Source organism: Geodermatophilus sp. URMC 60, from assembly GCF_053502585.1.
Genome location: NZ_CP199958.1, coordinates 316,032 through 342,930, shown reverse-complemented (window position 1 = coordinate 342,930; position 26,899 = coordinate 316,032). Strand labels below are relative to the sequence as shown.

Annotated in this window: 29 protein-coding genes; 19 read left to right on the top strand and 10 right to left on the bottom strand. The window is 74.8% G+C overall.

What is annotated here, in order from left to right; translation table 11 throughout:
* The first annotated feature begins 27 nt into the window (after positions 1–27).
* Genes mshA through ACWIX3_RS01650 form a run of 5 tightly spaced genes read left to right on the top strand, consistent with a single transcriptional unit; the run spans position 28 to position 4,626 of the window.
* Positions 28–1,380: a D-inositol-3-phosphate glycosyltransferase gene (mshA, locus tag ACWIX3_RS01670; protein WP_448610348.1), complete on the top strand. Its 1,353-nt coding sequence runs from the start codon at positions 28–30 to the stop codon at positions 1,378–1,380.
* Positions 1,377–1,919, top strand: coding sequence for a YbjN domain-containing protein (locus ACWIX3_RS01665; protein WP_448610347.1), 543 nt, complete (start codon positions 1,377–1,379; stop codon positions 1,917–1,919). Before mshA ends, ACWIX3_RS01665 begins: the two co-directional genes overlap by 4 nt.
* On the top strand, positions 1,916–3,505 hold the full coding sequence (locus ACWIX3_RS01660) for an MFS transporter (protein WP_448610346.1): 1,590 nt from the start codon (positions 1,916–1,918) through the stop codon (positions 3,503–3,505). The genes ACWIX3_RS01665 and ACWIX3_RS01660 overlap by 4 nt, the downstream gene beginning before the upstream one ends.
* Before the next feature lie 10 nt (positions 3,506–3,515).
* Positions 3,516–3,818, top strand: a complete 303-nt coding sequence (locus ACWIX3_RS01655) for a hypothetical protein (RefSeq protein WP_448610345.1) — start codon at positions 3,516–3,518, stop codon at positions 3,816–3,818.
* Positions 3,819–3,858: 40 nt separating this feature from the next.
* Positions 3,859–4,626, top strand: coding sequence for a phosphoglyceromutase (locus ACWIX3_RS01650; protein ID WP_448612506.1), 768 nt, complete (start codon positions 3,859–3,861; stop codon positions 4,624–4,626).
* Positions 4,627–4,729: 103 nt separating this feature from the next.
* On the opposite strand, the gene phoU is transcribed toward ACWIX3_RS01650, so the two are convergent.
* A complete protein-coding gene (gene phoU, locus ACWIX3_RS01645) occupies positions 4,730–5,389 on the bottom strand; it encodes a phosphate signaling complex protein PhoU (RefSeq protein WP_448610344.1) in 660 nt (219 codons plus the stop codon).
* 223 nt (positions 5,390–5,612) lie between these two features.
* On the opposite strand from phoU, the gene ACWIX3_RS01640 reads away from it, so the two are divergent.
* Both ACWIX3_RS01640 and ACWIX3_RS01635 read left to right on the top strand, forming a co-directional pair.
* Positions 5,613–6,839 (top strand): sensor histidine kinase, encoded by a 1,227-nt coding sequence (locus ACWIX3_RS01640; RefSeq protein ID WP_448610343.1) that lies wholly within the window; start codon positions 5,613–5,615, stop codon positions 6,837–6,839.
* Complete coding sequence (locus ACWIX3_RS01635) at positions 6,836–7,516, top strand: winged helix-turn-helix domain-containing protein (protein WP_448610342.1); 681 nt, start codon at positions 6,836–6,838, stop codon at positions 7,514–7,516. Before ACWIX3_RS01640 ends, ACWIX3_RS01635 begins: the two co-directional genes overlap by 4 nt.
* Positions 7,517–7,658: 142 nt before the next feature.
* On the opposite strand, the gene ACWIX3_RS01630 is transcribed toward ACWIX3_RS01635, so the two are convergent.
* A complete protein-coding gene (locus ACWIX3_RS01630; RefSeq protein WP_448610341.1) occupies positions 7,659–7,868 on the bottom strand; it encodes a DUF3072 domain-containing protein in 210 nt (69 codons plus the stop codon).
* A gap of 10 nt (positions 7,869–7,878) precedes the next feature.
* Entirely contained in the window at positions 7,879–8,064 is a 186-nt protein-coding gene (locus tag ACWIX3_RS01625) for a hypothetical protein (RefSeq protein WP_448610340.1), read from the bottom strand.
* A gap of 103 nt (positions 8,065–8,167) precedes the next feature.
* On the opposite strand from ACWIX3_RS01625, the gene ACWIX3_RS01620 reads away from it, so the two are divergent.
* Entirely contained in the window at positions 8,168–9,163 is a 996-nt protein-coding gene (locus ACWIX3_RS01620; protein ID WP_448610339.1) for a helix-turn-helix domain-containing protein, read from the top strand.
* Between the two features lie 82 nt (positions 9,164–9,245).
* Here ACWIX3_RS01620 and ACWIX3_RS01615 read toward each other — a convergent pair whose 3' ends face one another.
* The 3 genes from ACWIX3_RS01615 to ACWIX3_RS01605 form a co-directional block, all read right to left on the bottom strand.
* Entirely contained in the window at positions 9,246–10,109 is an 864-nt protein-coding gene (locus ACWIX3_RS01615) for a class I SAM-dependent methyltransferase (protein WP_448610338.1), read from the bottom strand.
* Positions 10,110–10,113: 4 nt separating this feature from the next.
* Positions 10,114–12,273: a bifunctional MFS transporter/dTMP kinase gene (locus ACWIX3_RS01610; RefSeq protein ID WP_448610337.1), complete on the bottom strand. Its 2,160-nt coding sequence runs from the start codon at positions 12,271–12,273 to the stop codon at positions 10,114–10,116.
* A gap of 93 nt (positions 12,274–12,366) precedes the next feature.
* The gene (locus ACWIX3_RS01605) at positions 12,367–13,182 is read right to left on the bottom strand and encodes a hypothetical protein (protein ID WP_448610336.1); all 816 of its coding nucleotides are present in this window, start codon (positions 13,180–13,182) and stop codon (positions 12,367–12,369) included.
* 65 nt (positions 13,183–13,247) lie between these two features.
* On the opposite strand from ACWIX3_RS01605, the gene ACWIX3_RS01600 reads away from it, so the two are divergent.
* Together ACWIX3_RS01600 and ACWIX3_RS01595 are read left to right on the top strand one after the other, a co-directional pair.
* Positions 13,248–14,210: a Ppx/GppA phosphatase family protein gene (locus tag ACWIX3_RS01600; protein WP_448610335.1), complete on the top strand. Its 963-nt coding sequence runs from the start codon at positions 13,248–13,250 to the stop codon at positions 14,208–14,210.
* The gene (locus tag ACWIX3_RS01595; protein ID WP_448610334.1) at positions 14,207–15,037 is read left to right on the top strand and encodes a hypothetical protein; all 831 of its coding nucleotides are present in this window, start codon (positions 14,207–14,209) and stop codon (positions 15,035–15,037) included. Before ACWIX3_RS01600 ends, ACWIX3_RS01595 begins: the two co-directional genes overlap by 4 nt.
* Before the next feature lie 155 nt (positions 15,038–15,192).
* On the opposite strand, the gene ACWIX3_RS01590 is transcribed toward ACWIX3_RS01595, so the two are convergent.
* On the bottom strand, positions 15,193–15,765 hold the full coding sequence (locus ACWIX3_RS01590; RefSeq protein WP_448610333.1) for a type 1 glutamine amidotransferase domain-containing protein: 573 nt from the start codon (positions 15,763–15,765) through the stop codon (positions 15,193–15,195).
* Positions 15,766–15,825: 60 nt separating this feature from the next.
* Between ACWIX3_RS01590 and ACWIX3_RS01585 the strand changes: the two genes are divergently transcribed.
* The 6 genes from ACWIX3_RS01585 (at position 15,826) to ACWIX3_RS01560 (ending at position 20,538) form a co-directional block, all read left to right on the top strand.
* The gene (locus tag ACWIX3_RS01585; RefSeq protein WP_448610332.1) at positions 15,826–16,548 is read left to right on the top strand and encodes a hypothetical protein; all 723 of its coding nucleotides are present in this window, start codon (positions 15,826–15,828) and stop codon (positions 16,546–16,548) included.
* Positions 16,545–17,375, top strand: coding sequence for a pyrroline-5-carboxylate reductase (gene proC / locus ACWIX3_RS01580; protein ID WP_448610331.1), 831 nt, complete (start codon positions 16,545–16,547; stop codon positions 17,373–17,375). Before ACWIX3_RS01585 ends, proC begins: the two co-directional genes overlap by 4 nt.
* 251 nt (positions 17,376–17,626) lie before the next feature.
* Complete coding sequence (locus ACWIX3_RS01575; protein WP_448610330.1) at positions 17,627–17,971, top strand: excisionase family DNA-binding protein; 345 nt, start codon at positions 17,627–17,629, stop codon at positions 17,969–17,971.
* Between the two features lie 450 nt (positions 17,972–18,421).
* Positions 18,422–18,520: a 30S ribosomal protein bS22 gene (locus ACWIX3_RS01570; RefSeq protein WP_012854759.1), complete on the top strand. Its 99-nt coding sequence runs from the start codon at positions 18,422–18,424 to the stop codon at positions 18,518–18,520.
* A gap of 10 nt (positions 18,521–18,530) precedes the next feature.
* A complete protein-coding gene (locus ACWIX3_RS01565) occupies positions 18,531–19,637 on the top strand; it encodes an NAD-dependent epimerase/dehydratase family protein (RefSeq protein WP_448610329.1) in 1,107 nt (368 codons plus the stop codon).
* The gene (locus tag ACWIX3_RS01560) at positions 19,630–20,538 is read left to right on the top strand and encodes a lysophospholipid acyltransferase family protein (protein WP_448610328.1); all 909 of its coding nucleotides are present in this window, start codon (positions 19,630–19,632) and stop codon (positions 20,536–20,538) included. Before ACWIX3_RS01565 ends, ACWIX3_RS01560 begins: the two co-directional genes overlap by 8 nt.
* On the opposite strand, the gene ACWIX3_RS01555 is transcribed toward ACWIX3_RS01560, so the two are convergent.
* The 3 genes from ACWIX3_RS01555 to ACWIX3_RS01545 all read right to left on the bottom strand — a co-directional run bounded on the left by ACWIX3_RS01555 (position 20,531) and on the right by ACWIX3_RS01545 (position 23,761).
* Entirely contained in the window at positions 20,531–21,448 is a 918-nt protein-coding gene (locus ACWIX3_RS01555) for an HAD family hydrolase (protein ID WP_448610327.1), read from the bottom strand. The two genes, ACWIX3_RS01560 and ACWIX3_RS01555, sit on opposite strands and share 8 nt — an antisense overlap.
* A 107-nt stretch (positions 21,449–21,555) precedes the next feature.
* Positions 21,556–22,812 (bottom strand): hypothetical protein, encoded by a 1,257-nt coding sequence (locus tag ACWIX3_RS01550; protein ID WP_448610326.1) that lies wholly within the window; start codon positions 22,810–22,812, stop codon positions 21,556–21,558.
* 121 nt (positions 22,813–22,933) lie between these two features.
* On the bottom strand, positions 22,934–23,761 hold the full coding sequence (locus tag ACWIX3_RS01545; RefSeq protein WP_448612505.1) for a sigma-70 family RNA polymerase sigma factor: 828 nt from the start codon (positions 23,759–23,761) through the stop codon (positions 22,934–22,936).
* A gap of 236 nt (positions 23,762–23,997) precedes the next feature.
* Here ACWIX3_RS01545 and ACWIX3_RS01540 point away from each other — a divergent pair, with 236 nt between their 5' ends.
* The 3 genes from ACWIX3_RS01540 to ACWIX3_RS01530 all read left to right on the top strand — a co-directional run bounded on the left by ACWIX3_RS01540 (position 23,998) and on the right by ACWIX3_RS01530 (position 26,842).
* Positions 23,998–25,545, top strand: coding sequence for an AMP-binding protein (locus ACWIX3_RS01540; RefSeq protein WP_448610325.1), 1,548 nt, complete (start codon positions 23,998–24,000; stop codon positions 25,543–25,545).
* Positions 25,535–25,783: a glutaredoxin family protein gene (locus ACWIX3_RS01535; RefSeq protein ID WP_448610324.1), complete on the top strand. Its 249-nt coding sequence runs from the start codon at positions 25,535–25,537 to the stop codon at positions 25,781–25,783. The genes ACWIX3_RS01540 and ACWIX3_RS01535 overlap by 11 nt, the downstream gene beginning before the upstream one ends.
* Positions 25,784–26,176: 393 nt before the next feature.
* Positions 26,177–26,842, top strand: a complete 666-nt coding sequence (locus ACWIX3_RS01530) for a redox-sensing transcriptional repressor Rex (RefSeq protein ID WP_448610323.1) — start codon at positions 26,177–26,179, stop codon at positions 26,840–26,842.
* The last annotated feature ends 57 nt before the right edge of the window (positions 26,843–26,899 follow it).

The following is a 26,899-nucleotide window of genomic DNA, read 5'->3' as shown; positions in this document are numbered from 1 at the left end:
GCCCAGGAGCGAGGCGGGAGGTCACGCGTGGCCGCTCGTCGTCGTCCGCGCTCGGCCGCGCCCCGGCGGGTGGCCACCCTGTCGGTGCACACCAGCCCCCTCGACCAGCCCGGTGCCGGCGACGCCGGTGGCATGAACGTCTACGTCGTCGAGGTCTCCCGGCGACTGGCCGATCGCGGCATCGCCGTCGACGTCTTCACCCGGGCCACGTCCAGCGACCTCCCGCCCGTGGTCGAGATGAGCCCCGGGGTCACCGTGCGGCACGTCAGCGCCGGCCCGTTCGAGGGTCTGGGCAAGGAGGAGCTGCCCGCGCAGCTGTGCGCCTTCACCGCCGCCGTGCTGCGGGAGGAGGCGCAGCACGAGCCGGGTCACTACGACGTCGTCCACTCGCACTACTGGCTCTCCGGGCAGGTCGGCTGGCTGGCCCGCGACCGGTGGAGCGTGCCGCTCATCCACACCGCGCACACCCTGGCCAAGGTGAAGAACGCCGCTCTGGCCGCCGGCGACCGGCCCGAGCCTCGGGCCCGCGTGATCGGCGAGGAGCAGGTCGTCGCCGAGTCCGACCGGCTGATCGCCAACACCGACGACGAGGCCCGCCAGCTGGTCGAGCACTACGGCGCCGACCCGCGACGCACCCTCGTCGTCCCCCCCGGGGTGGACCTCGACCGGTTCACCCCCGGCGACCGGACGGCGGCCCGCCGCCGGCTCGGCGTCGCCGAGGACGCCGTCGTCCTGCTCTTCGTCGGCCGCATCCAGCCGCTCAAGGCCCCGGACCTGCTGCTCGAGGCGGCCGCGCGGATGCTCGCCGACGACCCGGCGCTGCGGGACCGGCTCCAGGTGCACGTCGTCGGCGCGCCCAGCGGCACGGGCCTGGAGGCCCCCCGCCAGCTGGAGCAGCTCGCCGCCGAGCTGGGCATCGCCGGTCTGGTCCGGTTCCTCCCACCGGTGCACGCCGAGCTGCTCGCCGAGCACTACCGGGCCGCCGACGTCGCCGTCGTCCCCAGCCACAACGAGTCCTTCGGCCTGGTGGCACTGGAGGCGCAGGCCTGCGGGACGCCGGTCGTCGCGGCCGCCGTGGGCGGCCTGCGCACCGCCGTGCGGGACGGCGTCTCCGGGGTGCTGGTCGAGGGCCGCGACCCGGTTGACTACGCCGCTGCCATCCGCGCCGTGCTCGCCCGCCGGGAGCTGCTGTCGGCCGGCGCCCGCCGGCACGCCGGCTCCTTCTCCTGGGAGCGCACCGTCGACAGCCTGGTCGCGGCCTACACCGCCGCCGCGGAGGAGATGGCCGCGGCATCCCAGAGAGCGTCCTCCGGTCCGCTGCGGCGCCCCGCCTGGGCGCTCGGCGGTGTCCGGGCGCTCGGTGTGCAGGTGGCCCGGTGAGCCGCGAGCGGACGGTGGCCGAGCTCGACGCGGTCATCGAGCAGACGCTGCGCGACAGCGAGCTGGTGCACGAGCACCCCGCGCCGGGCCGCTGGCTGGTCGACCTGCCCGGCACCAAGAAGCTCAAGACGGTCTGCGGGCTGATCGTCGGCGAGCACGCGCTGCGGGTGGAGGCTTTCGTCTGCCGCCAGCCCGACGAGAACCGCGAGCAGCTGTGGACCTACCTGCTGCAGCACAACGCCCGCATGTACGGCGTCGCGTACTCGATCGACAGCGTCGGCGACGTCTACCTGACCGGTCGGCTGCCGCACGCGGCGGTCACCGCCGACGAGCTCGACCGCGTGCTCGGCGCGGTGCTCAGCTACGCCGACGACCACTTCAACACGATGCTCGAGATCGGCTTCGGCACGTCGATCCGGCGCGAGTGGGAGTGGCGGGTCAAGCGGGGGGAGTCCCTGCGCAACCTGGAGGCCTTCGCCGACTTCGTCGACCCCGGCCGGAGGTCCCGCGCCGCCGGAACCCCGGACGGCGGGGCGTGACGGCGACCGAACGGTCGCTCCCCGAGGTCGCCGAGGAGCGGCCCGGCTACGCCCGCCGGTGGTGGGTGCTGGCCACCATGACGGTCTGCCTGCTCGTGGTGATCATGGGCAACACGACCCTCAACGTCGCGATCCCCACGCTGCAGCGTGAGCTCGGCGCCAGCCAGGGCGAGCTGCAGTGGGCGATCGACGCCTACATCCTCGTCTTCGCCGGCCTGCTCTTCTCCTGGGGCGTCATGGGCGACCGGATCGGCCGGCGCCGGGTGCTGCTGATCGGGCTGTCGATCTTCACGGCCGGCTCGCTGCTGGGCGCGTTCAGCAGCAGCCCCGGCGAGCTGATCGCCTGGCGCGCGGTCATGGGCGTCGGCGGGGCGGCGGTGCAGCCGACGACCCTGGCGGTCATCACCAACGTGTTCCCGCCGGGCGAGCGGGGTCGGGCGATCGGCGTGTGGGCGGGCACTGCCGGGATCGCCGTCGCCGGCGGCCCGCTGGCCAGCGGCGCGGTGCTCGAGCACTTCTGGTGGGGCGCCATCTTCCTCATCACGGTGCCGGTCGCGCTCCTCGGCATCGTGGCGACGCTGCTCGTCGTCCCCGAGTCCCGCGACCCGTCGCCGGGCCGGCTCGACGTCCCCGGCGTCCTGCTGTCGGTGCTGGCGCTGGTGGGACTGGTCTACGGGATCATCCACGGCGGGTCAGGGGCGAGCTGGGGCTCACCCGGCGTCCTCGTGCCACTGCTGGGCGGGCTGGCCCTGCTCGGGCTGTTCGTCTGGCTGCAGCGCCGCTCCGCGCACCCGGCGCTGGACGTCACGCTCTTCCGCAACCCGGCCTTCTCCGCCGCCGCGGCCGCCCTCGGGCTGAACTTCTTCGCCCTCATGGGCGCGACCTTCTACGTCGTCTACTACCTGCAGGGCGTGCTCGCGTACGGCCCGCTGGTCAGCGGCGCGGCGCTGATCCCCATGGCGCTGGGCATGGCGGTCATGGCGCCGGGCAGCTCGCGGCTGGCCGAGCGGTTCGGGGCCAAGGCCGTCGTCGGCACCGGCTTCGTCCTGCTGACGGCGGCCGTCTGCGGCTTCCAGCTGCTGGACGAGACGTCGTCGCTGGCGCTGCTGCTCGTCATCCTGGCGGTGCAGGGCCTGGGGATGGGCACGGTCATGGCACCGACGACCGAGTCGATCATGTCCGTCGTCCCCCGGCACAAGGCCGGCGCCGGGGCGGCCGTGAACAACTCGGTGCGCCAGGTCGGCGGCGCGCTGGGCGTGGCGATCCTCGGCTCGCTGCTGGCCAACGCCTACGCGGCACGGCTCGGGGGCGCCGTCGACGCGCTGCCCGCCGGCCTCCGCGAGGAGGCCAGCACCTCGCTCGTGGCCACCCTCGCCGCGGTGCAGCAGACCCTGGCCGGTGTCGACCCCGAGGCCGCTGCCGCGGCCGGCGGGCTGGTCGGTCCCGCCCGGGAGGCGTTCGTGGCGGCGATGCACCTCACCGCCCTCGGGACGGCGCTGGCCACGGCGCTGGCCGCCGTCGTCGTCCTGGTCTGGCTGCCGGGTCGGCGCGCCCGGAGCGAGGCCGGCGCTCCCGCCGGCCGTTAGCGTGGCGGCGGTGCAGGAGGGTCCCGGCCAGCAGCAGCGCCAGGTACGGGCCCTCGTGGGCCTGCTCGGCGCGACCGCGCTGGTGTACCCGCTGCTGCTGTGCGCGGTGCGGCTGACCTTCGCCCAGCTGCTCGCGGTCGACGTGGGCGGCACCGTGCTCTGGTTGACCACCGGCGCGGCGTGCAGCGTGGCCGCCGTCGCGGCGCTGCGCTGGGGCGTCGACCGCCCTGTCCGCAGTCCGTGGCTGCTGGCCGGTCTGCTGCCGCCGGTGGCGTTCGAGGCCTGGCTGCTGTGGCCGCTGCTGATCGGGTGAGACCCGACGGGTCCGCGTCCGGCAGGATGGCCGCGTGACGATGTCCTCGCCCCAGACCCGCCCCGGAACGCTCGTGCTGCTCCGCCACGGCGAGAGCGAGTGGAACAAGGCCAATCTGTTCACCGGCTGGGTGGACGTGCCGCTGTCGGAGAAGGGCCGCGGCGAGGCCGCCCGGGGTGGTGAGCTCCTCACCGAGCACGGCCTGCTGCCCGACGTGGTGCACACCTCGGTGCTCAAGCGTGCGATCACCACCGCCGAGCTCGCGCTGGCCGCCGCGGACCGGCAGTGGATCCCGGTCAAGCGCTCGTGGCGTCTCAACGAGCGGCACTACGGCGCGCTGCAGGGCAAGGACAAGGCCGCGACGCTCGCCGAGTACGGCGAGGAGCAGTTCACGATCTGGCGCCGGTCGTACAGCACCCCGCCGCCGCCCATCGAGGCCGGCAGCGAGTACTCGCAGGACGGCGACGCCCGTTACGCGGTGCTGCCGCCGGAGGTGCGGCCGCAGACGGAGTGCCTGGCCGACGTCGTCGTCCGGATGCTGCCGTACTGGTACGACGCGATCGTGCCGGACCTGCGCGCGGGCCTGACCGTGCTCGTGGCCGCGCACGGCAACAGCCTGCGGGCGCTGGTGAAGCACCTGGACGGGATGGGGGAGGACGAGGTCGTGGGGCTCAACATCCCCACCGGCGTCCCGCTGCGTTACGACCTGGACGACGACCTGCGCCCGACGAAGCCCGGTGGCGAGTACCTCGACCCCGAGGCGGCGGCCGCCGCCATCGAGGCGGTCAGGAACCAGGGCAAGAAGTAGGACCACCGAACGCCGAAGGGCCCCGTCCCGCGCCGGGAAGGGGCCCTTCGGGCACTCTGCTGGCAGGCGGATCGCTCAGCCACGGTGCCGGCCGGTGGGCCGACTAGTCAGCCGTCGCGTGCATCTCCCGCTCGCCGGTGACCAGGTAGACCACCCGACGGGCGACGCTGACCGCGTGGTCGGCGAAGCGCTCGTAGTAGCGGCCCAGCAGGGTGATGTCGATGGCCGCCTCCATGCCGTGCGGCCAGTCCTTGCTGAGCAGCTCGCTGAACAGCTGCCGGTGCAGCTGGTCCATCAGGTCGTCCTCGGCCTCCAGCGCGACGGCGGCCTCGACGTCGAGCTTGGCGATGACGGTCGCCGTCTGCGTCACCAGGCTCTGGGCGACGTGCCCCGCCTCGAGGAAGATCGGCCGCAGCTCCTGCGGGACGGCGTGCTCGGGGAAGCGCATCCGCGCCAGCTTGGCGACGTGGACGGCGAGGTCACCCATCCGCTCCAGGTCGCTGATGATCCGCATCGCTGCGGTGATGGTGCGCAGGTCCGTGGCGACCGGCGCCTGCCGGGCCAGCAGGGTGAAGCACCGCTGCTCGATGCTCTCCCGCGTGGCGTCGATGTGGTCGTCGCCCTCGATGACCAGGTTCGCCAGCTCGATGTCGGCGTCCAGCAGCGAGGTCGTCGCCTTGCTCATGGCAGACCCGACCGAGTTCGCCATCTCGACCAGGCAGTTGTTGATGTCGTCGAGTTCCTCGTGGTAGTGCTGCCGCACCGTCGTCCTCCTCGTCGGCCCTGCAGGCCGTGGCCCAACCTCGGGGGTACCCGCTGCTCGAGGCCCCGACGATCTCCGGACCCCGAGGGTAGGACGGTCCGTCCACCTCCTCCGGCCCCCGTGGTGAACGCGGGGGCACGAGAACGTGAACAGTCACGATCCGGGGTGCCGTGGTCACCCGCACGGGGGATGTCCGGCCCGACGCGCGGCCTAGCATCAGCGCGTGAGCTCGTCGGTCGCCCTGCTGGTCGGCCTCGTCGTCGGTGTGGTCGGTGGCGTCGTGGTCGCCTCCCTGCTGCGTGCCCGCCGTCCCGACCGCGAGCGCACCGCCCCGTCCGACGGTGCGGCCTCCGAGGCGGTCCTGTCCCGCCGGCTGCTGGACCTGATCGACCCCGCCGTCGTCGTGCTCGACGCGGACGACGTGGTCCTGCTGGCGAACCCGGCGGCCCGCTCCCTCGGCATCGTGCGCGAGACACGCCTGCTGGTCCCCGAGCTGCTGGAGCGGGCCCGCACGGTGCGCGACGAGGGCCGGTGTCGCGCCGAGGTGTCGCTGCCCGCCGCGGTCGTCGGTGGTGGGCCGCGGCAGGTCGGGGTGTTGGGCGTCCGGCTGGAACGTGGGTCCGGCCCGGCGCCCGGACCGGTGGCGCTGGTGCTGCAGGACGTGACCGAGGCCCGTCGTGTGGAGGCGGTCCGCCGGGACTTCGTCGCCAACGTCGGCCACGAGCTGAAGACCCCGGTCGGGGCGCTGTCCCTGCTCGCCGAGGCCGTCGAGGACGCCGCCGACGACCCCGAGACGGTGCGCCGCTTCGCCAGCCGCATGACCCACGAGGCCGACCGGCTGGCCCGCCTGGTCCGGGAGCTCATCGACCTGTCCCGGCTGCAGGGCGGGGAGCCGCTGCCCGAGCTGGTGCCGGTCGACGTCGACACGGTGATCGCCGAGGCGGTCGACCGGACCAAGCTGGCCGCGACCGCCAAGCAGATCGCCATCGTCTCCGGCGGTGAGCGGGGACTCGTGGTGCGCGGCGTGGAATCGCAGCTCGCGACGGCGGTCACCAACCTGCTGGCCAACGCCGTCTCCTACAGCCTCGAACAGACCCGGATCGCCGTCGGCGCGCGGGCCCGTGCCGGCTTCGCGGAGCTCACCGTGACCGACAGCGGCATCGGCATCCCACGCGAGGACCGCTCGCGGGTGTTCGAGCGCTTCTACCGGGTGGATCAGTCCCGGGCCAGCCGCACCGGCGGCACCGGCCTCGGGCTGGCCATCGTGAAGCACGTGGCCACCAACCACGGCGGCTCGGTGAGCGTGTGGAGCGAGGAGGGCCTCGGCTCCACGTTCACCCTGCGCATCCCGCTGGCAGACGTTTCCCCCGAACCCGCCGGCGACGCGCCGGCCGAGCACGACCTGGTCGGCGGCTCGTCCGCCGCCGACGCCACGGAAGGACGGTCATGACCCGAGTGCTGGTCGTGGAGGACGAGGAGTCCTTCTCCGACGCGCTGTCCTACATGCTGCGGAAGGAGGGGTTCGAGTCGGTCGTGGCCGCCACCGGGCCGGAGGCGCTGGCCGAGTTCGACCGCGGCGGCGCCGACATCGTGCTCCTCGACCTCATGCTGCCGGGGCTGCCCGGCACCGAGGTGTGCCGCCAGCTGCGGTCCCGCAGCGGCGTGCCGATCATCATGCTGACCGCGAAGGACTCCGAGGTCGACAAGGTCGTCGGGCTGGAGCTCGGCGCCGACGACTACGTCACCAAGCCGTACTCGGCCCGCGAGCTGGTCGCCCGCATCCGTGCGGTGCTGCGCCGCCGCGGTGAGGTGGACACGCCGGTCGAGTCGGCACTGGAGGCCGGGCCGGTGCGCATGGACGTCGAGCGGCACGTCGTCTCCGTGGACGGCGAGCCGGTCGCGCTGCCCCTCAAGGAGTTCGACCTGCTCGAGCTGCTCATGCGCAACGCCGGGCGGGTGCTCACACGGGTGCAGCTCATCGACCGGGTGTGGGGCTCGGACTACGTGGGCGACACCAAGACCCTCGACGTCCACGTCAAGCGGCTGCGCGCCAAGATCGAGCCGGACCCGGCCAACCCCAAGTACCTGGTGACCGTCCGCGGACTCGGCTACAAGCTCGAGGCGTGACACTCGGTCGGCCTACCGGCCTCCGACCGCGGCCACGTGCCGTCCCCGGCGGGCGCTGAGCCCGGTTCGCCGCCTCGTCGCGGACCCCTCCGGGGCCCACTCCTCGACGACACCGCGGCGGTGGGCGCGCACCGGCCGGGGTTCACTGGCCCCGGCCGGTCTCCTCCTGCAGCTCGTCGATCTTGCGCGACGCGTCGGCCTTGGTGATGTCGTCCGGCACGTCCTCGCCGGCCTCGCGCGCCAGCGTGTGCAGGTAGCTCTTCTGCGCTCCGGTGGCGGGCTCGTCGCCGGTCACCCAGTCCGACGGGTCCTTCTCGGCGCTGCGGTCGTCGTTCGCGGTGGGTTCGCTCATGTGTTCGATCCTAGGCCGGGGTGAGCTCCGGCGCAGGTCGAGCCGCGGCCGCACGGCGAGCGGCCTCCCACCGGCGGCCAGTGCGGTACACGTGCACGCGGCCGCAGGGGCAGTCGACGTGCAGGGCGATGTGGGTCGGGTGGTTGACCACCGAGCGGATGCGCCGGTCGGCGACCAGCTCGTCGGTCCTCGTCACGGGGCAGGTGATCAGCAACACACGATGAGCGTGCTCCTGGCCCACCGGCTGCACGAGTGGCAGAAGTGACCGCTATCGCATTTTTCCTGCCATGATGTCCGGCATGACAGCCGACCGTCCCCTCGTGGTGAGCGTCCTCGTCGCCGACGGTCTCGTCGGCAGTTTCGGGCTCGGCGTCTGTGCCGAGGTCTTCGGCTACGACCGCCGGCACATGGGGCTGCCACGGTTCGACTTCGCGCTGGTCAGCGAGGCGCCCGGCGTGCTGCGCACCGACACCGGCATCCCCATCACGGTGGAGCACGGCCTGGAGCGGCTGGCCTGCTCCGACATCATCTCGATCACGGCGTGGGAGCTGTTCGACCGTGTGCCCTCGCCGGTGCTGCTCGACGCCATCCGGGCGGCGTACGCGCGCGGCGCCACGATCGTCAGCCACTGCACGGGGGCCTTCGTGCTCGCCGAGGCCGGGTTGCTCGACGGCAAGCGGGTGACCACCCACTGGAAGTGGGCCGGGGAGCTCGCTGCCCGCTTCCCGGCCATCGAGGTGGACCCGTCGGTGCTCTACGTCGACAACGGCCGGATCCTCACCGGCGCCGGGACGGCGGCCGGCGTCGACACCCTGCTGCACCTCGTGCGCCGCGAGTGGGGCGCCGCGGCCGCCAACGCGCTGGCGCGCGAGATGGTGGTGCCGCCGCACCGCGACGGCGGGCAGGCGCAGTTCATCGACGCCCCCGTCGCCGAGTGCCAGGACGACCTGCTCGGCGCGGTCCTCGAGTGGGCGCAGAACCACCTCGCCGACGACGTCAGCGTCGAGGCGCTCGCCCGGCGCGCGCTCATGAGCCCACGCAGCTTCGCCCGCCGGTTCAAGGCGACGACCGGCACGACCCCGCACGCCTGGCTGCTGGGCCGCCGGCTCGCGGCCGCCGAGGCGCTGCTGGAGGAGACCGACGCGCCGGTCGAGGAGATCGCCCGACTGGTCGGCTTCGGCACCGCAGCCGGCTTCCGGGAGCAGTTCGCCCGCCGGCGCGGGGTGTCCCCGCGGGCCTACCGGCAGACGTTCCGGGCCGCATTCGCCGCGGCGGACGACGACCGGGCTGCCTGAACTCCGGCGAGATCGGCGATCTCGCCGGCTTCGAGGCCGGGATCCGTGCGAGATCGCCGATCCCGCCGCGGGCGTGGTCCCCTCAGGCGCCGGGGATCGGGCGGGCGACGCCGACCAGCGAGTCCAGCCGACCGGCGTTGGCCGGGGCCAGCGGGCTGCGCACCACCCGGGTGAGCGCCAGCCCGGCCCGCGCCAGCAGCAGGGCGTGGGTGCGCGGCGTGAAGTGCCAGATGTGCTCGGTCGGCTTGAGCGTCCACCAGCGGGTGCCCAGCAGCCGCGCGGGGAGCGACGAGACGTACGGCGTCGAGAACACGACGACGCCGTCGTCGGCGACCAGCGAGCGCACCGACCGCCAGAAGGACAGCGGGTCGGGCACGTGCTCGACGGTGTCCCAGGCGCAGACGACGTCGAAGCCGGGATCCAGCGGCGCGTCCTCCAGCTGGCCGCAGAACACGTCGAGCCCCAGGGTGTCCTGCGCGTGCTTGGCGCCGGTGCGGGAGAGCTCGACGCCGGACGTCGTCCAGCCGGCCTCCCGCGCCGCGGCGAGGAACAGGCCGTAGCCGGCGCCGACCTCGAGCAGCCGTCCGCCCGCCGCCGCGCCGCCGCCCCGCTCGCGGTCGACCAGGGCGAGCCGGCCCGCCGTCCAGGTGCGCTGCAGCAGCATCGCCGGCGACCAGCGTCCCTCGGCCGAGGGCGCGCCGTCGGAGTCGGCCGCCCCGCTCGAGACGGCGGAGCCGTAGACGCCACCCTCGAAGTAGCCCACGTCGTCGTAGAGCCGCTGCAGCGCCTCCGGGCGCAGCCGGGGACTGATGAACACCAGCTCGCACTGCGGGCAGCGGACCACCCCGAACGGGGCGACGTCGTGCACCAGCGTGCCGGGCACCCGGCACAGGCAGCAGACGACGTCCTCGGTGTCCTCGGCCGTCCAGCGTGCGAGCTCTGTCACCGGGTCAGCGTACGGAGCGACCGGCCCGTTCCGCGGCAGCGGTGGAGGCCGCGCCCGGCGTCGCCGGCTCGGCCGGGACCGGCGCGCTCTCCGCGGTCGGGTAGCGCGTCGCCACCAGGGTGGCCAGCCGCCGGCGGACGACGGGGGAGACCAGCCCGTCCGTGCCACCGGTGTCCAGCAGCTCCCCCGGGACGACGACGTAGCGGTCGGGAGCCGCCTCGGCCAGGGCGACGAAGGCGCGGCGCACCGCCTCTGCGTCCGCGTCCGCGGGCGCGGAGGTGACAGGGGAGTCGACGACGACGGTCAGGTCGGGGAGCAACCCCCCGGTGGCCCACAGCGACGTCCGGAAGATGCGGTCGCCGTCGAGGCCCTGGCCGGCGCCGTGGAAGGCGACCGAGGTGTCCACGTAGTGGGTGTTGACCACCACCCGGTTGCGCTCGAGGGCGGGGCGGATCACCGTCGCGACGTGCTGGGCGCGGTCGGCGGCGGCCAGCAGCGCGGCGGTGTGCGCCGTGACCGGGCGGCCGGTGTCGTCGACGGCCGGGTCCGGCCGCGTGGAGCCGGTGCCCGAGCCGGACGGGGCCGGGAAGAGCAGACCGCGCACCTGCCGGCCCAGCCGGGTGTCGCTGGGCTCGGCGGTGACCTCGACCGGGCAGCCGCAGTCGCGCAGCACCTGCGCCAGGTCCGCGGTGTAGCGCCGGGTGAGCTCGCGGTCGGCCCCCTCGACGACGACGAAGAGCCCGACTCCGTGGGAGGACGCCGAGAACAGGTCCGAGCGGCCCCACAGCAGCCGCAGCACGTCGCGCACGCGGGTGCGCGAGCGGGCCGGCACCACCTGGCGGGTGGCGTACGCGCTGACCACCAGGGCCAGCACGCCGCCGACCAGCAGCGTCAGGCCGGGGCCGGTGAGGGTGAGCACCAGGTCGCCCAGGCGGATGTCGTGGGTACCCAGCAACCCGGCCAGCCCGGGGCCGACCGCCACCGCCAGCAGCAGCACGATGCGCACCGAGGAGATCACGAAGGCGAAGACGCGGCCGCGCAGCCGGTCCTCCACCTCGTAGCCGATCAACGTGTAGCCGATGATCCAGCTGACGCCGGCGAACAGGCCCACGCAGAACGCCGCGGCGGTGGCCAGCACGAAGTCCCGCAGCACCGACATCACCAGCAGCGCGACGCCGGCCAGCCCGATGGCGTGGGTGAAGACGCTGCGCCGCGGCACGGTGGGGAAGATGCGCGGCCCGGCCAGCATGCCGATGGCCAGGCCGGTGAAGACCACGCCGAACACGACCGAGTACCCGGCGGCACCGGCCTGCAGCGTGGCCACGTACAGCTGGGCGACGCCGACGGTGAGCCCGCCGGCGCCGAACGCGCCGATCACGCCGACGTAGAGGGCTCGCATGAACGGCTGCCCGCGCAGGAACGCCACGCCCTCCACGACCAGGGAGAACACGTTGCGCTGCTCGCCGTCCCGGTCGACCGGCGTGCCCGGGATGAGCCGGCGGGAGAACAGCACGGTGGTCGCGCTGACGCCGAAGCTGCCGGCGTTGAAGACCAGGGCGACGACGATCGCCGTCCGCGCCTCGCTCCCGTCGCCCTCGCCGATCAGCCGGCTGATCGTCGACAGCAGGGCGAACAGCAGGGCGGCGACGGGGACCGCGCCGTACACGGAGAACAGCGAGACCTGGTTGGCGACGGCGAGCCGCTCGCGGGGAACGATCGACACCCACATCGCCTGCTTGGCCGGGTTGGTGAACAACCCGACCGCCTCGACGAGGAACTGGGCGACGTAGAGCCAGGTCAGCTCGTAGGTGACCGCGATCGACAGGTACAGCGTGAGCGCCAGCAGCTCGCCGACGACCACCGTCGTCCGCCGGTCCAGCCGGTCGGCCAGGGCCCCGGCCAGCGGGCCGAGCACCAGGTCGGGCAGCAGCCGGGTGAGGATGACGCCGGAGATCGCGGCGCCCTGCACCGCCAGGGACTCGTCACGGGTGAGCTGCTGGGCCATCGCCGTGGTGGCCAGCAGGCCCAGCCAGTCGCCGAGGCTGGAGACGGTGATCGCCGCCCACAGCCGGCGGAACACCGGGATGCGGACGAGCGCGAGGAAGGCGTTGTCGGTCCGGCCCCCGACCGGGGGAGGGCCCGCCGTCGCGTGCTCCTCGGTCACAGTCCCAGCCGTCCGCTCGTCGGTCGCGTCGCCGGAAGAGTAGTGGCGCGACGTGACCGGCCGATGTCGTCCGACCCTCGGTCGGGGGAGTTCTCAGGGACGGCGGCGGTGCAGCGTCACCGGAACGGGCGGCGGGCTGGCCGGGTGGGGGGCGACCAGACCGCGGTCCAGCCGCTCCTCGGTCAGCCGGCGCAGCTCCTCGTAGGCCGGCGTCCCGAGGAGGGCCGTGAGCTCGCCGGCGTAGGTGACCACCAGGGGCTCGGCGGAGACGTGCGCCGCCGGTGAGCCGCTGCACCACCAGTGCAGGTCGTGCCCGCCGGGACCCCAACCGCGACGGTCGAACTCGCCGATGCTCGACACCAGGACCCTGCTGCCGTCGGGGCGCTCGACCTCCTCCTGCTCGCGGCGCACCGGCAGCTGCCAGCACACGTCGGGCTTGGTCAGCAGCGGGTGCAGCCCCTCGCGCAGCGCCATGCGGTGCAGCGCGCAGCCGGTGCCGCCGGGGAAGCCGGGCCGGTTGAGGAAGACGCAGGCGCCGTCGACCAGCCGGGTGCGCAGCGAGCGCACGCCACCCTCGTCGGGGGCCTGCCCCTCCTCGGCCGAGTCCTCCTCGGTCCAGCCGCCGCGGCCGACCGGCGCGAGCTGCCAGTCCTCGTCGGTGAGGTCGGCGGCGGCGGCGGTCACCCGGGCCAGGTCGTCCTCGTCGGTGAAGAAGGCGCCGTGGCTGCAGCAGCCGTCGTCGGGACGGCCCTCGACGACGCCGGCGCACCCGCGGCCGAAGACGCACGTCCAGGCCGACGACAGCCAGGTCAGGTCGGCGCGGACGACGTGCTGCGGATCGGCCGGGTCGGGGAACTCGACCCACTCCCGGGCGAAGTCGAGCGGCACCTCGGGCGGGACGTCGTGCACCCGCCCAGCGTAGAGAAGGGACCCCCTCCCCCTCACGCCTCCGGCGCGAGCCTCTGGAGGGGGCCATGCAGACTGACCGCATGAGGCTCGGGGTGCTTGACGTCGGCTCGAACACCGTGCACCTGCTCGTGGTGGACGCCCATCGCGGCGGACACCCGACCCCGCAGCACGACGACCGCTGGCTGCTGCGCCTCGCCGAGCACGTCGGCGACGACGACCTGCTGTCCAAGGACGGCGAGAAGGCGTTGCTCAGGGCGGTGCGCAAGGCGTGCGAGCAGGCCGAGAAGCAGGGCTGCGACGAGGTGCTGGCGCTGGTCACCTCCGCCATCCGCGAGGCCCGCAACGGGATGGAGGTGCTGGAGCGGGTCCGGCAGCGGACCGGTGTGCAGCTGCACGTGACCAGCGGTGAGGACGAGGCGCGGCTGACCTTCCTCGCCGTCCGCCGGTGGTTCGGGTGGAGCGCCGGCCGGCTGCTCGTGCTCGACATCGGTGGCGGGTCGCTGGAGCTGGCCAGCGGCCTGGACGAGGACCCCGACGTCGCGCTGTCCCTCCCGCTGGGTGCCGGCCGGATGACCCGGCGCTTCCTGCCCGAGGCGCGCACCGGCGGACGCCCGGACCTGCGTGCTCTCGCCGAGCTCGACGAGTACGCCGCGGACCTGCTCAAGCCGGCGGCGAAGAAGCTGCTGGCCGGCGGCCCACCGGACCTCGTGACGGCGACCTCCAAGACGTTCCGGACCCTGGCCCGGCTGACCGGCGCGGCGCCCTACTCCGCGGGCCTGCGCGCGCCGCGCGAGCTGAGCCAGGAGGGGCTGGTGCAGCTGCTGGGGTTCGTCGCGCGCATCGAGTCCTCGGCGCTGGCCGAGCTGCAGGGCGTCTCGCCCGACCGCGCCCACCAGATCCCCGGCGGCGCCGTCGTGGCGCGGGCCGCGATGCGGGCGCTGGACGTACCGTCCGTGCGGATCTGCCCGTGGGCGCTGCGGGAGGGCGTCATCCTCCGGCGACTGGACTCGTTGGAGGACGACAGATGAGCACTCCTCCCGGCAGCCGCGGCGAGGGGCGCCGCGACCCGGAGACCGGCGGCCGGCCGCTGGCCGACATCCTCCGCGAGGCCGGCGTCGAGTCGCCGACCCGCGGCCGACGCCGCCGCGGGGAGGAGCTGGAGGACACCGGCGTCCGCCAGCGCGGCTCGGGGGACACCGGACGCGTGGCCGACCGGCCGGAGTTCGGCCGGCGTTCGAGCGACCGCGCCGGGATCCGGCCCGGGGACCGCGTCCGGGACCGCATCGAGGACACCACCCCGCCGGTGCCCAAGCGGCCGGGTGGACGCCGGCAGCACGATCCCTCCACCGCGGCCATCCCCGGCCTGCGGCCCTCCCGCAAGCCCGGCGTCCCGGCCGCCGCCGGGGCGACGCGCGAGGGAGCGGTACGGGAAGGGGCTCTGCGCGAGGGGGCTGGGCGCGAGGGAGCGGTACGGGCGCGGACGACGAGCGCGGACTCCGGACCGCGGACCGGCCCGATCCCCGTCGTCCGGACCGACGACCCGCCGCTGCTGGAGGACGAGGGCCTCGGGCCCCGCGAGGGCGCGCTGGCCTGGCTGCGCTTCGGCGGCGAGCTGGTGCTCGCGCTGGCCGCCGGCGTCGGCATCTACTTCCTGTTCACCGTGCTGTGGCAGCAGCTGCCCTACGTGGCCGTGCTGCTGGCGCCGGTCGCCGTGGCGGGGCTGGTCGGTGGCGTCAGCGCGGTGCGGCAGCGCCAGGACCGCGAGCCCGTCGGCGTGCGGCTGGTGGCGGTCCTGGTCTTCGCCGGCACCGTGCTCACCATCGCGCCCGCAGCCGGCCTGCTCTCCACCGGGTGAGGACCACCCTCCCCCACGCTCGACCCCCCTCCCGGCTCCCGCCGGGCCCCGTCCCGAGGCTCACCCCGAGCCTGCGGGCGGTGAGGACGACGGGGTCCTCCCCACCTGGAGGGTGGCCCCAGTACGCCACCGCGCGCGGGACGGGGCCGCCGTCCTCAGTCGGCGTCCTCGGCGTCGACGTCCTGGTCCGCGGCGGCGAACCGCTCCACGATCGCGGCGTCGAACGCGTCGAGGTCGTCGGGCCTGCGGCTGGTGACCAGGTTGCCGTCGACCACGACCTCCTCGTCCACCCACGTCGCGCCGGCGTTGCGCAGGTCGGTCTGCAGCGAGGGCCACGAGGTCATCCGCCGCCCGCGGACGACGTCGGCCTCCACCAGCACCCACGGGGCGTGGCAGATGGCCGCCACCGGCTTGCCCGCGTCGAAGAAGGCCTTCACGAAGGCCACGGCGTCCGCGTCGGCGCGGACGAAGTCGCCGTTGATGACGCCGCCGGGCAGCACCAGCGCGCCGTACTCGTCGGGGTCGGCCGAGCTGACCACCGCGTCCACCTTCTTGGTGTCGCCCTTGTCGATGTGCTCGTAGGCGGTGATCTCGCCGGCCTCGAGCGACACCAGCTCCGGCTGGGCGCCGGCCTCCTCGAGCGCCTGCCACGGCCGGTCGAGCTCGACCTGCTCCACGCCGTCGGTCGCGAGGACGGCCACCTTCATCCCGTTCAGCTCATCAGCCATGCGGCGGCGGCTACCCGGCCCCCGGCGGGGACACACGCCCCGAGCACTAGGTTCGGCCCCGTGCGTGCGCAGATCACAGCCCCGGTGCGCCGCCTGCTCGACGTCCTCTCGGGGACCGGCTCACGGGTCTACGACCCGGTCCGCGCCGCCGCGGACGCCACCGCGGCGGGCTGTGCGGTCGCCCTGGAGCACACCCCTGCCGCGAACGCCTCCGCCGAGCTGCACGACCTCGTCTCCCGGGTGGCCGGCGCCGGGCTGGCGGGCGCCTGCGAACTCACCGTCCCCGTCGACCGGCTGGGCGCCGCAGCGGCCGGCGTGGCGCGTGCCGCCATCGGCGCCGAGCTGGCCGTCGCGCTGGCCGGCGCCCCGGCCGCGGTGGACGACCTCGCGGCGGAGGTCGGGCCGGTCACGGTGGTCGTCCGTGCGGCCGACGCCCGCGCCGAGGAGCGCTGCCGTGCGCTGGCCGGGGGCCGGGTGCGGCTGACCCTCCCCGGCCGGCGCGGCGCGGCTGCCGACCTGGCCTTCGTGCGCTGTCTCAACGTGCTGATGAGCGGGGCCGGGCACCCTGGCGTCGGCACCTCCGACCCGCGGCTGGTCGCCATCGCCGGCGAGCGTGCCGCCTGGAACGAACGAGCACCCGACAGCTGGGAGTACGTCATGCCGTGGCAGGTCCGCAGCGAGCAGCAGCGCCGGCTGGTCGCCGGTGGGTACCGGGTGCGGGTGGTCCTGCGCTCCGGTGGTCCGGCTACCCCCGTCCTCCGCCGTCCGGCGGGCCGGTCGTGAGCGCGGGGGAGGCCGGCCGCTCCGGCCTGGCGATCATCGGCGGCGGGAAGATCGGGGAGGCGCTGCTCTCCGGTCTGGTCCGCCGCAGCGGGTCCGGCGGGATCGTCGTCTGCGAACGCAGCCCCGAGCGCGCCGCCCAGCTGTCGGACCGGTACGGCGTCCCGGTGCTGGAGTTGGCCGAGGCGGTCGCCCGTGCCCGGGTGCTGCTGCTCGCGGTCAAGCCGCAGGACATCGGCACGCTGCTCGGCCTGCTGGCGGGCAGCGTGGACGACGGGCACCTCGTGGTGTCGGTCGCCGCCGGCGTCCCGACGTCGACCATCGAGGCGGCACTGCCCGACGGCGTCCCCGTCGTGCGGGTCATGCCCAACACCCCGGCGCTGGTGGACGAGGGGATGAGCGTGCTGTCGGCCGGGGCGCACGCCGACGAGGGGCACCTGGACGAGGCCGAGGCGCTGCTGGCCGCCGTCGGGCGGGTGCGTCGGGTGCCGGAGGCCCAGCAGGACGCCGTGACCGCCCTGTCGGGCAGTGGGCCCGCCTACTTCTTCTACCTGGTCGAGGCGATGATCGACGCAGGCATCCTGCTCGGCCTGCCGCGCGACCTCGCCGCGGACCTCATCGTGCAGACCGCACTGGGCTCGGCGGTGATGCTGCGCGACTCCGGCGAGCACCCGGTGCAGCTGCGCGAGGCGGTCACCAGCCCGGGCGGGACGACGATCGCCGCGATCCGGGAGCTGGAGCGGCACGGCGTGCGCGCGGCGCTGATCGCGGCCATCGAGGCGGCCCATGCGCGCTCGGTCGAGCTGGGGCGGGCCACGCGCGACCGGTGACCGTACCGCGACGGAGCATCGACGTATCGACAATGCGTGATCGCTTCGCCACGTGTCGCCTACGACGCGCCCGGGCACATGTCGACGTGGCTACATAGGTGTAGTTCTGCCCAGGACGGACCGTTCCCCCTGTCCGTTTCTTCCATCGCTTCTGTCACGCATGTCCCCCTACTCTCTGTGTCAGCACATGCGGGATCCGTAGTCGGTGGGGAAGCCGACGCCCGGCGCGTGCTAGGTCCGGAGATGAAGAGATGACCATGCCCCAGCGCACCGTTCCCGCCGCCTACGCCCGTCCGGGCGTCCCCGGCCCGCGCCCCGTCGGCCGGCCCATCCAGGCCGCCACCATGGCCCGCCCCGTCCCGCCGCAGCACCCGGCCGCCATGCCCGTCGGCCGCCCGCCGGTCCCGGCCCCCCGCGCCGCCGTCACCTTCCTGACGGTCGCCGAGGTCGCCAGCATGATGCGTGTCTCCAAGATGACCGTGTACCGCCTCGTGCACGCCGGTGAGCTCTCCGCCGTCCGCGTCGGCCGCTCGTTCCGCGTCCCGGAGCGCGCCGTGCAGGACTACCTGCGCGACGCCTACACCGACATCGCGTGACGACAGCGCTGCGAGCACCGCAGCGAGGGGCGAGCGAGGCGCTGGGCAGCGCACGGAGTCGCACCCACGGCATCGCCTGAGAGGGCCCCTGCTCCCTCCGCGCAAGGCCCCCGCCAGCTCGGGGCGGTGCCCGGGACGGGGCCGTGGCGGGACCCTGCAGGGAGGCGTTGCCGCTGCTCCTCGCAGATGCCACCGGCCTGCACCCGTCCCCACGTGGTGCCGCACCACCGCACCACCGCACCACCCCACCCCCTCGGGTGGGGCCGGATCGCCGGCAGGTCCACGCGGCAGCGTCGCCGCGGGACCGCCGGGTACGCTCGGACGCCGAGCGACACCGGGACCGGTTCCGGTCCTGGTCGTCGCACACGAGCTGATCACCTCGCGCGGCGCCCGGTGCGACCTCTCGGTCGACGGTGGCCGCCGCGCCGCGACGACGTCGGGAGCACGCACATGGGTTCGGTCATCAAGAAGCGCCGCAAGCGGATGGCGAAGAAGAAGCACCGCAAGCTGCTGAAGAAGACCCGCGTCCAGCGCCGCAACAAGAAGTGAGCTGACGCTCGTGCCGCCCGCGGTGGTCCTGGTCACCGGTGTCAGCCGGTGGCTCGGGGGTGCGCTGGCGGCCGAGCTCGCTCGCGACCGCGCCATCGAACGCGTCATCGGGGTGGACACCGTCCCCCCGTCGCCGGAGATGCTCCGCCGGCTGGGTCGCACCGAGTTCGTGCGGGCCGACATCCGCAACCCGTTGATCGGCAAGGTCATCGCGACGGCCTCGGTCGACACGGTCGTGCACATGAACATCAGCTCCACGCCTGCCGGCTCCGGCGGGCGGGGGCCGATGAAGGAGCTCAACGTCATCGGGACGATGCAGCTGCTGGCCGCCTGCCAGAAAGCGGCGTCGGTCCGCCGGTTCGTCCTCAAGTCGAGCAGCGCCGTCTACGGCGCCTCCTCGCGCGACCCCGCGGTCTTCACCGAGGCGATGCAGGCCCGCCGGGTGCCCTCCGGGGGCTTCGCCCGGGACAGCCTCGACATCGAGGGCTACGTCCGGTCCTTCGCGCGGCGCCGCCCCGACGTCGGTGTGGCCGCACTGCGCTTCACGAACTTCATCGGCCCGCGCATCGACTCGGTGCTCACCTCCTTCCTGCGCATGCCGCTGGTCCCCACGGCCCTGGGGTACGACGCCCGAGTGCAGCTGCTGCACGAGGACGACGCCCTCGCCGTGCTGACACGGGCCACCACCGGGGACTTCACCGGCACGGTCAACGTCGGCGGAGAGGGCACGTTGCTGCTGTCGCAGGTCATCCGCCGGCTGGGCCGGCTGCAGGTGCCGCTGCCCTCGCCCGCCCTGGGCTCGCTGGGCCGGTTCACCCGCCGGTTCGGCTACGTCGACTACTCCCCGGAACAGATGCGCTTCCTCAACTTCGGCCGGGTCGTGGACACCACCGTGTTGCGCGAGGAATTCGGCTACACGCCCCGCTACACCACCGAACAGGCGCTGGCCGACTACGCGAGCACCGTCGCGCCGGTCATCCCGCCGGAGCTGGTCGCCGGTGTCACCGGCCGGGCGCAGGACCTCGTGGCCCGCGTCGGCGCCACGGTCGGCACGGTGGGGGAGCGGTTGCGCCCGACGCCGCCGTCCCCCGGTCTGCGGGCGGTGCGCGATGCCTGAGGCCCGGGTCATCCGGCTGCGGCCCGACGACGACGAGCCGCGGGTCCCGCCGCCGTCGTCCGCCTCGTGGGAGGAGCAGGTCGCCGGCGGCCTGGAGTTCCTCCGCCGTCGGGTCACCGGCGACTACGACACCGACGAGTTCGGCTTCGACTCCGACCTCACCGACCACGTGCTGCTCCCGCTGCTGCGGCCACTGTTCTCGCGCTGGTTCCGGGTGGAGACCCACGGCGTGCAGAACGTGCCCGACGTCGGCGGTGGGCTGGTCGTGGCCAACCACTCGGGAACGGTGCCGCTCGACGCGATGATGGCCACGGTCGCGTTGCACGACGACCACCCGGCCCGGCGGCGCCTGCGGCTGCTCGGCGCCGACCTGGTCTTCGACCTGCCGTTCATCGGCTCGCTGTCGCGCAAGCTCGGCTCCACGTTGGCCTGCAACGAGGACGCCGAACGGCTGCTCACCGGCGGCGAGCTGGTCGGCGTGTTCCCCGAGGGGTTCAAGGGGATCGGCAAGCCGTTCCGCGAGCGGTACACCCTGCAGCGCTTCGGCCGCGGGGGTTTCGTCACGGCCGCACTGCGCACCGGGGCGCCGATCATCCCGTGCGCGATCGTCGGGGCCGAGGAGACCTACCCGATGATCGGCAATGCCAAGACCGTCGCCCGGTTGCTCGGCCTGCCCTACTTCCCGGTGACGCCGACCTTCCCGGCGCTCGGTCCGCTGGGGCTGGTGCCGCTGCCGTCGAAGTGGCTGATCGCCTTCGGCGAGCCGATCGAGACGGCCTCCTACGGTCCGGCCGCCGCCGAGGACCCGATGCTGGTCTTCAACCTCACCGACCAGGTGCGCGAGACCATCCAGCAGTCGATCTACCAGCTGCTGCTGCAGCGCAAGTCCGTCTTCAGCTGAGCTTGCGGCGGCGCAGGGCGAGCGCGCCGCCGACCAGCCCACCGGACAGGGCGGCGGCCGCCACGGTCGGCACGACGGTCTTGGCGGCCTTGCGGCCGGTGCGGAAGTCCTTGATCTCCCAGCCGCGGGAGCGAGCCACGGCGCGCAGCTCGGTGTCGGGGTTGACCGCGACCGCCCGGCCGGTGAGCGTGAGCATCGGCAGGTCGTTGGAGCTGTCGCTGTAGGCGGTGCACCGCGAGAGGTCCAGCCCCTCCCGCTCGGCCAGCGCCCGGACCGCCTCGGCCTTGGCCTCGCCGTGCATCAGCTCACCGACCAGCCGGCCGGTGTAGTGCCCGTCCACGACCTCCGCGACGGTGCCGAGCGCACCGGTGAGCCCGAGCCGGTGGGCGATGATGCCGGCCAGCTCCACCGGCGTCGCCGTCACCAGCCAGACCCGCTGGCCGGCGTCGAGGTGCTGCTGGGCGAGCACCCGCGTGCCGGCCCAGATGCGGTCGGACATGAGCTCGTCGTAGATCTCCTCGCCGGCCTGCACGATCTCGGCGACCGGCCGCCCGGCCACGAAGGCCAGCGCGCTCTCGCGGATGGTGTGCATGTCGTCGGCGCTCTCGTTGCCGGCGATCCGGAACTTCGCCTGCTGCCACACGAAGCGCGACATGTCGCGGGTGGTGAGGTACTTGCGGGCGGCCAGGCCGCGGGCGAACCAGAAGATCGACGCGCCGACCATCATCGTGTTGTCGACGTCGAAGAACGCTGCCGCGGTCAGGTCCGGGACGGCGGCCGGCGCCGGCTCGACCTCGGCAGCCGCGGCCGAGGCGGCGCCTGCGACGTGCGCCCGCGTCTCCTCGTCCGGCACGTCCGCCGAGCGCGCGCGGCGGCCGCGGAAGAGCAGTCCCGGCACGACGACCTCCACTGTCGCTCCTCCACCGCCCTCGCGGACGGCCGGTGCGTCCCCGACCCTAGTGGCGTCCCGCGGGGCATCGGCCGGGGGCCCGTGGAGCCGGATCGACCCTGCGCGGGTCAGCAGACCAGCGGCTGGATGCAGATCGGCAGCGGGGTCTCCAGCAGCGGTTCCCCGTCGGGCTCCTCGGGTGCCACAGGCGTGGCCAGCGGCCGGTCGGGCACCGGCGGATCGGGCACCGGCAGCGGCGACTCCACGGCCGGGGTGTCCGGCACTCCCGGATTCGTCCCGTCGTCTCCGGACGAAGACCCGCCGTCCCGGTCGCCGCTCCCGGAGCGGGGAACGGACGGCGCGGACGACGGGGGCGCGGACGGCGCAGGCGCGGACGGCGTGGACGCGGACGGCGCGGGCGCGGAGGGCGGGGCCGGCCGCGGGGCCGGGGCCGGGGACCGCGCCGAGGTGCCGGCCCGAGGGGCGCCGCCGTCGGAGGCAGGGGCGTCGCCGGAGGGGATGCCGTCGTCGCCGGTGTCCCCGGCCGGGGCCTCGTCGGTGGGTGTGCCGCGCTGCGGCGCTCCGGCCGGGCACCCTGCCGGCACCGGTCCCAGCGGATCGGTGCCCGCCGTGGCCGGGCCGTCGGCGCAGGTCAGTGCGGCCCGCAGCCCGGTGGCCCGGCCGGACACGCCGGTCAGCAGCTCGAGGGACTGCTGCGACGCGACCGCCGCCTCCGCGGGCAGGTCGGCCCGCAGCGCGCTCAACTCGGCGGCCTGCCGCCCGGCCCAGTCGGCCAGCTCCGCGACCGGCGCGGGATCCCGGCCGGCGACCGCCTGGGTCGTCAGGAACGCGGCACCCTCCCGGGTCTGGGCGTCCATCGTGTCGAGCAGGCCGACCACGTCGCCCGCCGCGGGAGCGCGCAGGTCGGCCAGCTCGTCGAGGCGGGTCCGGGCGAACTCCAGCAGCGTCAGACCGCGGTCGTCGCCGGCCAGGGCGAGCTGGGTCTGCTCCGCGCCGCGCTTGACGCCGTACAGGGCGTCACCGGGCCGGGCCCCGGTGGACAGCGCCACGAGCGTCCCGAGGGCGGTCACGGTCATCGCCGCACCGGCCAGGCCGGCGGTCAGCCGGGTGCGCCACGTCGCGGGCGGGTCGTGGTCGGCGCGGGCGGCCAGCAGCCGCCGCAGGCCGGAGCGCGGCGCGCGCTGCGGGGAGCGGACCGCGGCCATCGCGACCAGCCGGTCGCGGGTGGCGGACCGGAACCGTGCGTCCGGTGCGTCGTCGAGGTCGGCCGCCAGCCGCTGCAGACGGGCGACGACCGCATCCTCCCGCTCGCGTACGACGGCCCGCCGGCCACCCGGCGGTTCGGCGCCGTCGCGCGTGCTCACCAGGTGCCTCCGAGGGGTCGGTCGGTCGGGCGGTGGCGCTCCCCGGTGGAGCGCCTCCACCCCGTGAACGACACCGGGGACGCGGCCGTTACGGGGTTCCGCGGGGGGACGACCGAGCCTGTCACCGGAGTCCCTCCGGCAACAGGCTGGCCAGCCGGCGGACGGCGCGGTGCTGCAGCGCCTTGACGGCGCCGTCCTTCTTGCCCATGACCGCCGCGGTCTCGGCCACCGAGAGACCCTGCAGGAAGCGCAGCGAGATGCACTCCTGCTGCTCGCTGCCCAGCTGCCGGATGCAGGCCAGCAGCTGCTCGTTGGTCAGCGACTGGACGACGGCGTCCTCCGGCCCGTCGGTGGCGCGATCGGCGTCGCGCATGTCGGCGGTGGTCACCTCGAGCCGGAACCGGCTGCTCTTCACGTGGTCGCGGACGATGTTGCGGGCGATGGTCACCAGCCAGGCACCGACGTCGCGGCCCTGGAAGGACAGGGAGTCGATCCGGCGCAGCGCCCGGACGAAGGTCTCGCTGGTGAAGTCCTCGGCCTGGGCCCGGTCGCCGACCCGGTGCAGCAGGTACCGGTGGACCATCGTCACGTAGTGGTCGTAGAGGCGGCCGAACGCCTCCGCGTCGCCGTCCTGCGCCCGGCGGACCAGCGCCCAGACGTCGACGACCAGCGGCGGGATCCCCTCGCCGAGGGCGGCGAGCTCCTCGGCGACCTCGTCCTCGGCGACCTCGTCCTCGGCGGCCTCCTGCGTGACCGCGTCGGGCTCGGCGTCGACCGCCGGCCACGCCGCGGCCCCCTCCGCCGCGACCGCGGGCTCGGCTCCGGGCGCCGGAACGGGGCGGGGCAGGGGCTCCGGTACGGGCGGTGTGTCGCCGGCGGTCCGCGGGTAGGGGGTCGGGCGCGGACGCGGGGTGGGCCGCGGACGTGGCCCGGCGGCCGCTCCGGACATGGCGGGCACGCGCCCGTCCGCAGGGCGCGACCGTCGCATGCGTCCCGTCCTCCTCGTCCACCCGCCGGGGACCCCGCCGTCCCCGACCCGTGATGCCCGTGCACGGGGGTCGCGGCGCTGCGGTTCTGAGCACATGGTGACAACATCGCTGCAGTCCGTCCACGCCACCCCGTCAGAGGCCGGTGGGAGGCGCCTTCCCGCGGGTGGCCATCAGCGCTCCACCGGAGGAGATGTGCATGACAGACGTCGGTAGCTCGCTGTCCGGGCTGGTGCGCGCCGCGGCGCGGGACCGCGCGGACGCGCCGGCCGTCGTGGCCGGCGAGGAGCGGCTGAGCTGGGGCGAGCTCGACGCGCAGGTCGACCGCGTGGCCGCCGGCTACGCCACCCGCGGCCTGACGCCGGGTGAACGGGTGGCCGTGCAGCTGCCCAACGGCGCCGACTGGCTGCGGGCGGCGTTGGGCGCCCTGCGGGCGGGCCTGGTCGTCGTCCCGGTCAACACCGCCTACACCGACCCGGAACTGGAGTACGTGCTGACCGACTCCGGGGCGTCGCTGCTGGTCGCGGCCGGGGACCGGACGGCGGTGGCCGGCGTGCCGGTGGTACCCGGCCCGCCGACGGACGACGGTCCGCCACCGGAGGTCCCGGAGGACCCCGCCACGACGGCCTTCCTCGCCTACACCAGCGGGACGACCGGCCGGCCGCGCGGCGCGATGCTGTCGGCGGCCGCGCTGCGGGCCAACCAGGAGCAGTGCCTGCGGATGGACCCGCCGCCGGTCCGGCCCCACGACCGCGTCCTGCTGGTGCTCCCGCTCTTCCACGTCTACGGGCTCAACGCCGGCTTCGGCCTGGTGGCGGCCGCCGGCGCCTGCGCGGTGCTCCTGGAGTCCTTCGACCCCGTCGGCTCCCTGGAGCTCATGGCCCGGGAGGAGGTCACCGCCATCCCGGGCGCCCCGCCCCTGTTCCAGGCGTGGCTGGCCGTCGCCGACGCCACCGGGTCCGACGCTCTGCTGCGCCGCGCGTTCGCCGCCGTCCGCATGGCCTCCTCGGGTGCTGCGCCGCTGCCCGAGGAGGTCTGGGCGGCGATGCGCGAGCGTGCCGCGGTCACCGTGTGGGAGGGCTACGGCCTCACCGAGGCCTGCCCGGTGGTGGCCAGCACGCTGGCGACCGGCCGGGCCAAGCCGAACTGCATCGGCGGCCCGATCCCGGGGGTGGAACTGCAGCTGCGCGACACCGCGCTGCACGGGTCGGCGGAGGACGACGAGGTGGCGGTACCCGGCGACCTCGCCGAGGACGGCCCGGGCGAAATCTGGGTGCGCGGCGCCAACCTCTTCTCCGGGTACTGGCCCGACGGGGTCGACGGTCCCGATGCGGAGGGGTGGCTGGCCACCGGCGACCTCGCCTACGCCGACGAGGACGGCGACCTGCACCTGGTCGACCGCCGCAGCGACCTCATCCTCGTCAGCGGCTTCAACGTCTACCCCGCCGAGGTGGAGCGGGTGCTCGACACCCACCCGGCCGTCGCGGAGAGCGCGGTCATCGGCGTGCCCGACCCGCAGACCGGCGCCGCGGTCCGGGCCGTGGTCGCGCTGCGGCCGGGGCGGGAGGTCGGCTTCGAGGAGTTGCGCGTGCACGCCGCGGCGTCCCTCGCCCGGTACAAGGTGCCGACGTCGGTGCAGGTCCTCGCCGCGCTGCCGCACTCGCTGACCGGCAAGGTCAGCCGCGCCCGGCTGCGGGAACTGGGCCTGGCCCGCGCCGACCAGGAGAGGAGCGACGGTGACCGGTGACGTACCACGGCTGCAGCTGCTGACCCGGGCCGGCTGCCACCTGTGCGCGGTGGCCGCCGAGACCCTCGACCGGCTCGCGGTCGAGGCCGGGCTGGCGGTCGCGCAGGTCGACGTGGACGCCGATCCGGAGCTGCAGGCCGAGTACGGCGACCGGGTGCCGGTGGTGCTGCTCGACGGGCGGGAGCACTGCTACTTCACCGTCGACGTGCCCCGGTTGCGACGGGATCTCGGCCTGTAGGAGGAGGCTCCTCGCCCCGCGCCCGGCCACTCGTACGCGCGCGGCTCCACTCCCGCGCTGTTCCCGACATCCCCGCGCTGCTGCACCGGCGCGGGAGCGGGGGACGGCGCGGGAGTGCGCAGGTCGGTCAGGACCGGGCCACCACCCAGGGCGGACGGTCGGGCCCGGGACTCACCCGAGCGGGTCCTCCGGGGGACGCACGGTATGGTCTCCACCACAGCAGGGCGCGTCTGCGCTGGGGAGCGGTCTCCTGGCCCCCCGGCGACTTTGTTCCTGCGTTCACAAGCGGTTACCGTGGCTGACGCCGGGCGGCCGACCGCCCGGGTCCCGATGTCGTTCGACCGCATCCGGCACCCGCCGGAACTCCGGGCGCGACCGTCTGTGGAGTGCCGCGTGTCCTCACCCCGGCCCCGGATCCCGGAGGCCACCGTCGCCCGCCTGGCCGTGTACCTGCGCGTGCTCACCGGCCTGGCCGACGGCGGGCGCAGCAACGTCTCCTCGGGGGAGCTCGCCTCGGCGGCGGGCGTGAACCCGGCCGGGCTGCGCAAGGACCTCTCCCACCTGGGCCCCTGCGGGGTCCGCGGGGTGGGCTACGAGGTGGCCACGCTGCGCGACCGCATCGCCCGTGTCCTGGGCGTCGAGCGGTCCCGCCCCTGCGTGCTGGTGGGGATCGGCAACCTGGGCACCGCCCTGGCCGACTACGCCGGCTTCGGCAGCCGCGGGTTCCGCTTCGTCGGGCTCTTCGACGCCGCCCCCGAGCGCGTCGGCCGGCGGATCGGCGGCCAGCCGGTGCGCCCGATGGCCGAGCTCGACGAGGTGGTGGCCGCGACGGCGGCCACGATCGGGGTCATCGCGACACCGGCCGACGTCGCCCAGCCGGTCTGCGACCGGCTGACCGCGGCCGGGGTGAGGAGCATCTTGAACTTCGCGCCGGTGGCGCTGAACGCGCCCGCGGGGGTCGACGTCCGCCAGGTCGACCTCTCCGTCGAACTGCAGGTGCTCGCGTTCCTCGGTCAGCAGCGCGGCGCCGCCGCACCGACCGTGGAGGTGACCGCGTGAGCGAGCTCGCCAGTTCACCGAGGGGTCCGGCGAGCCGGCCGGCGCGCATGACCAGCA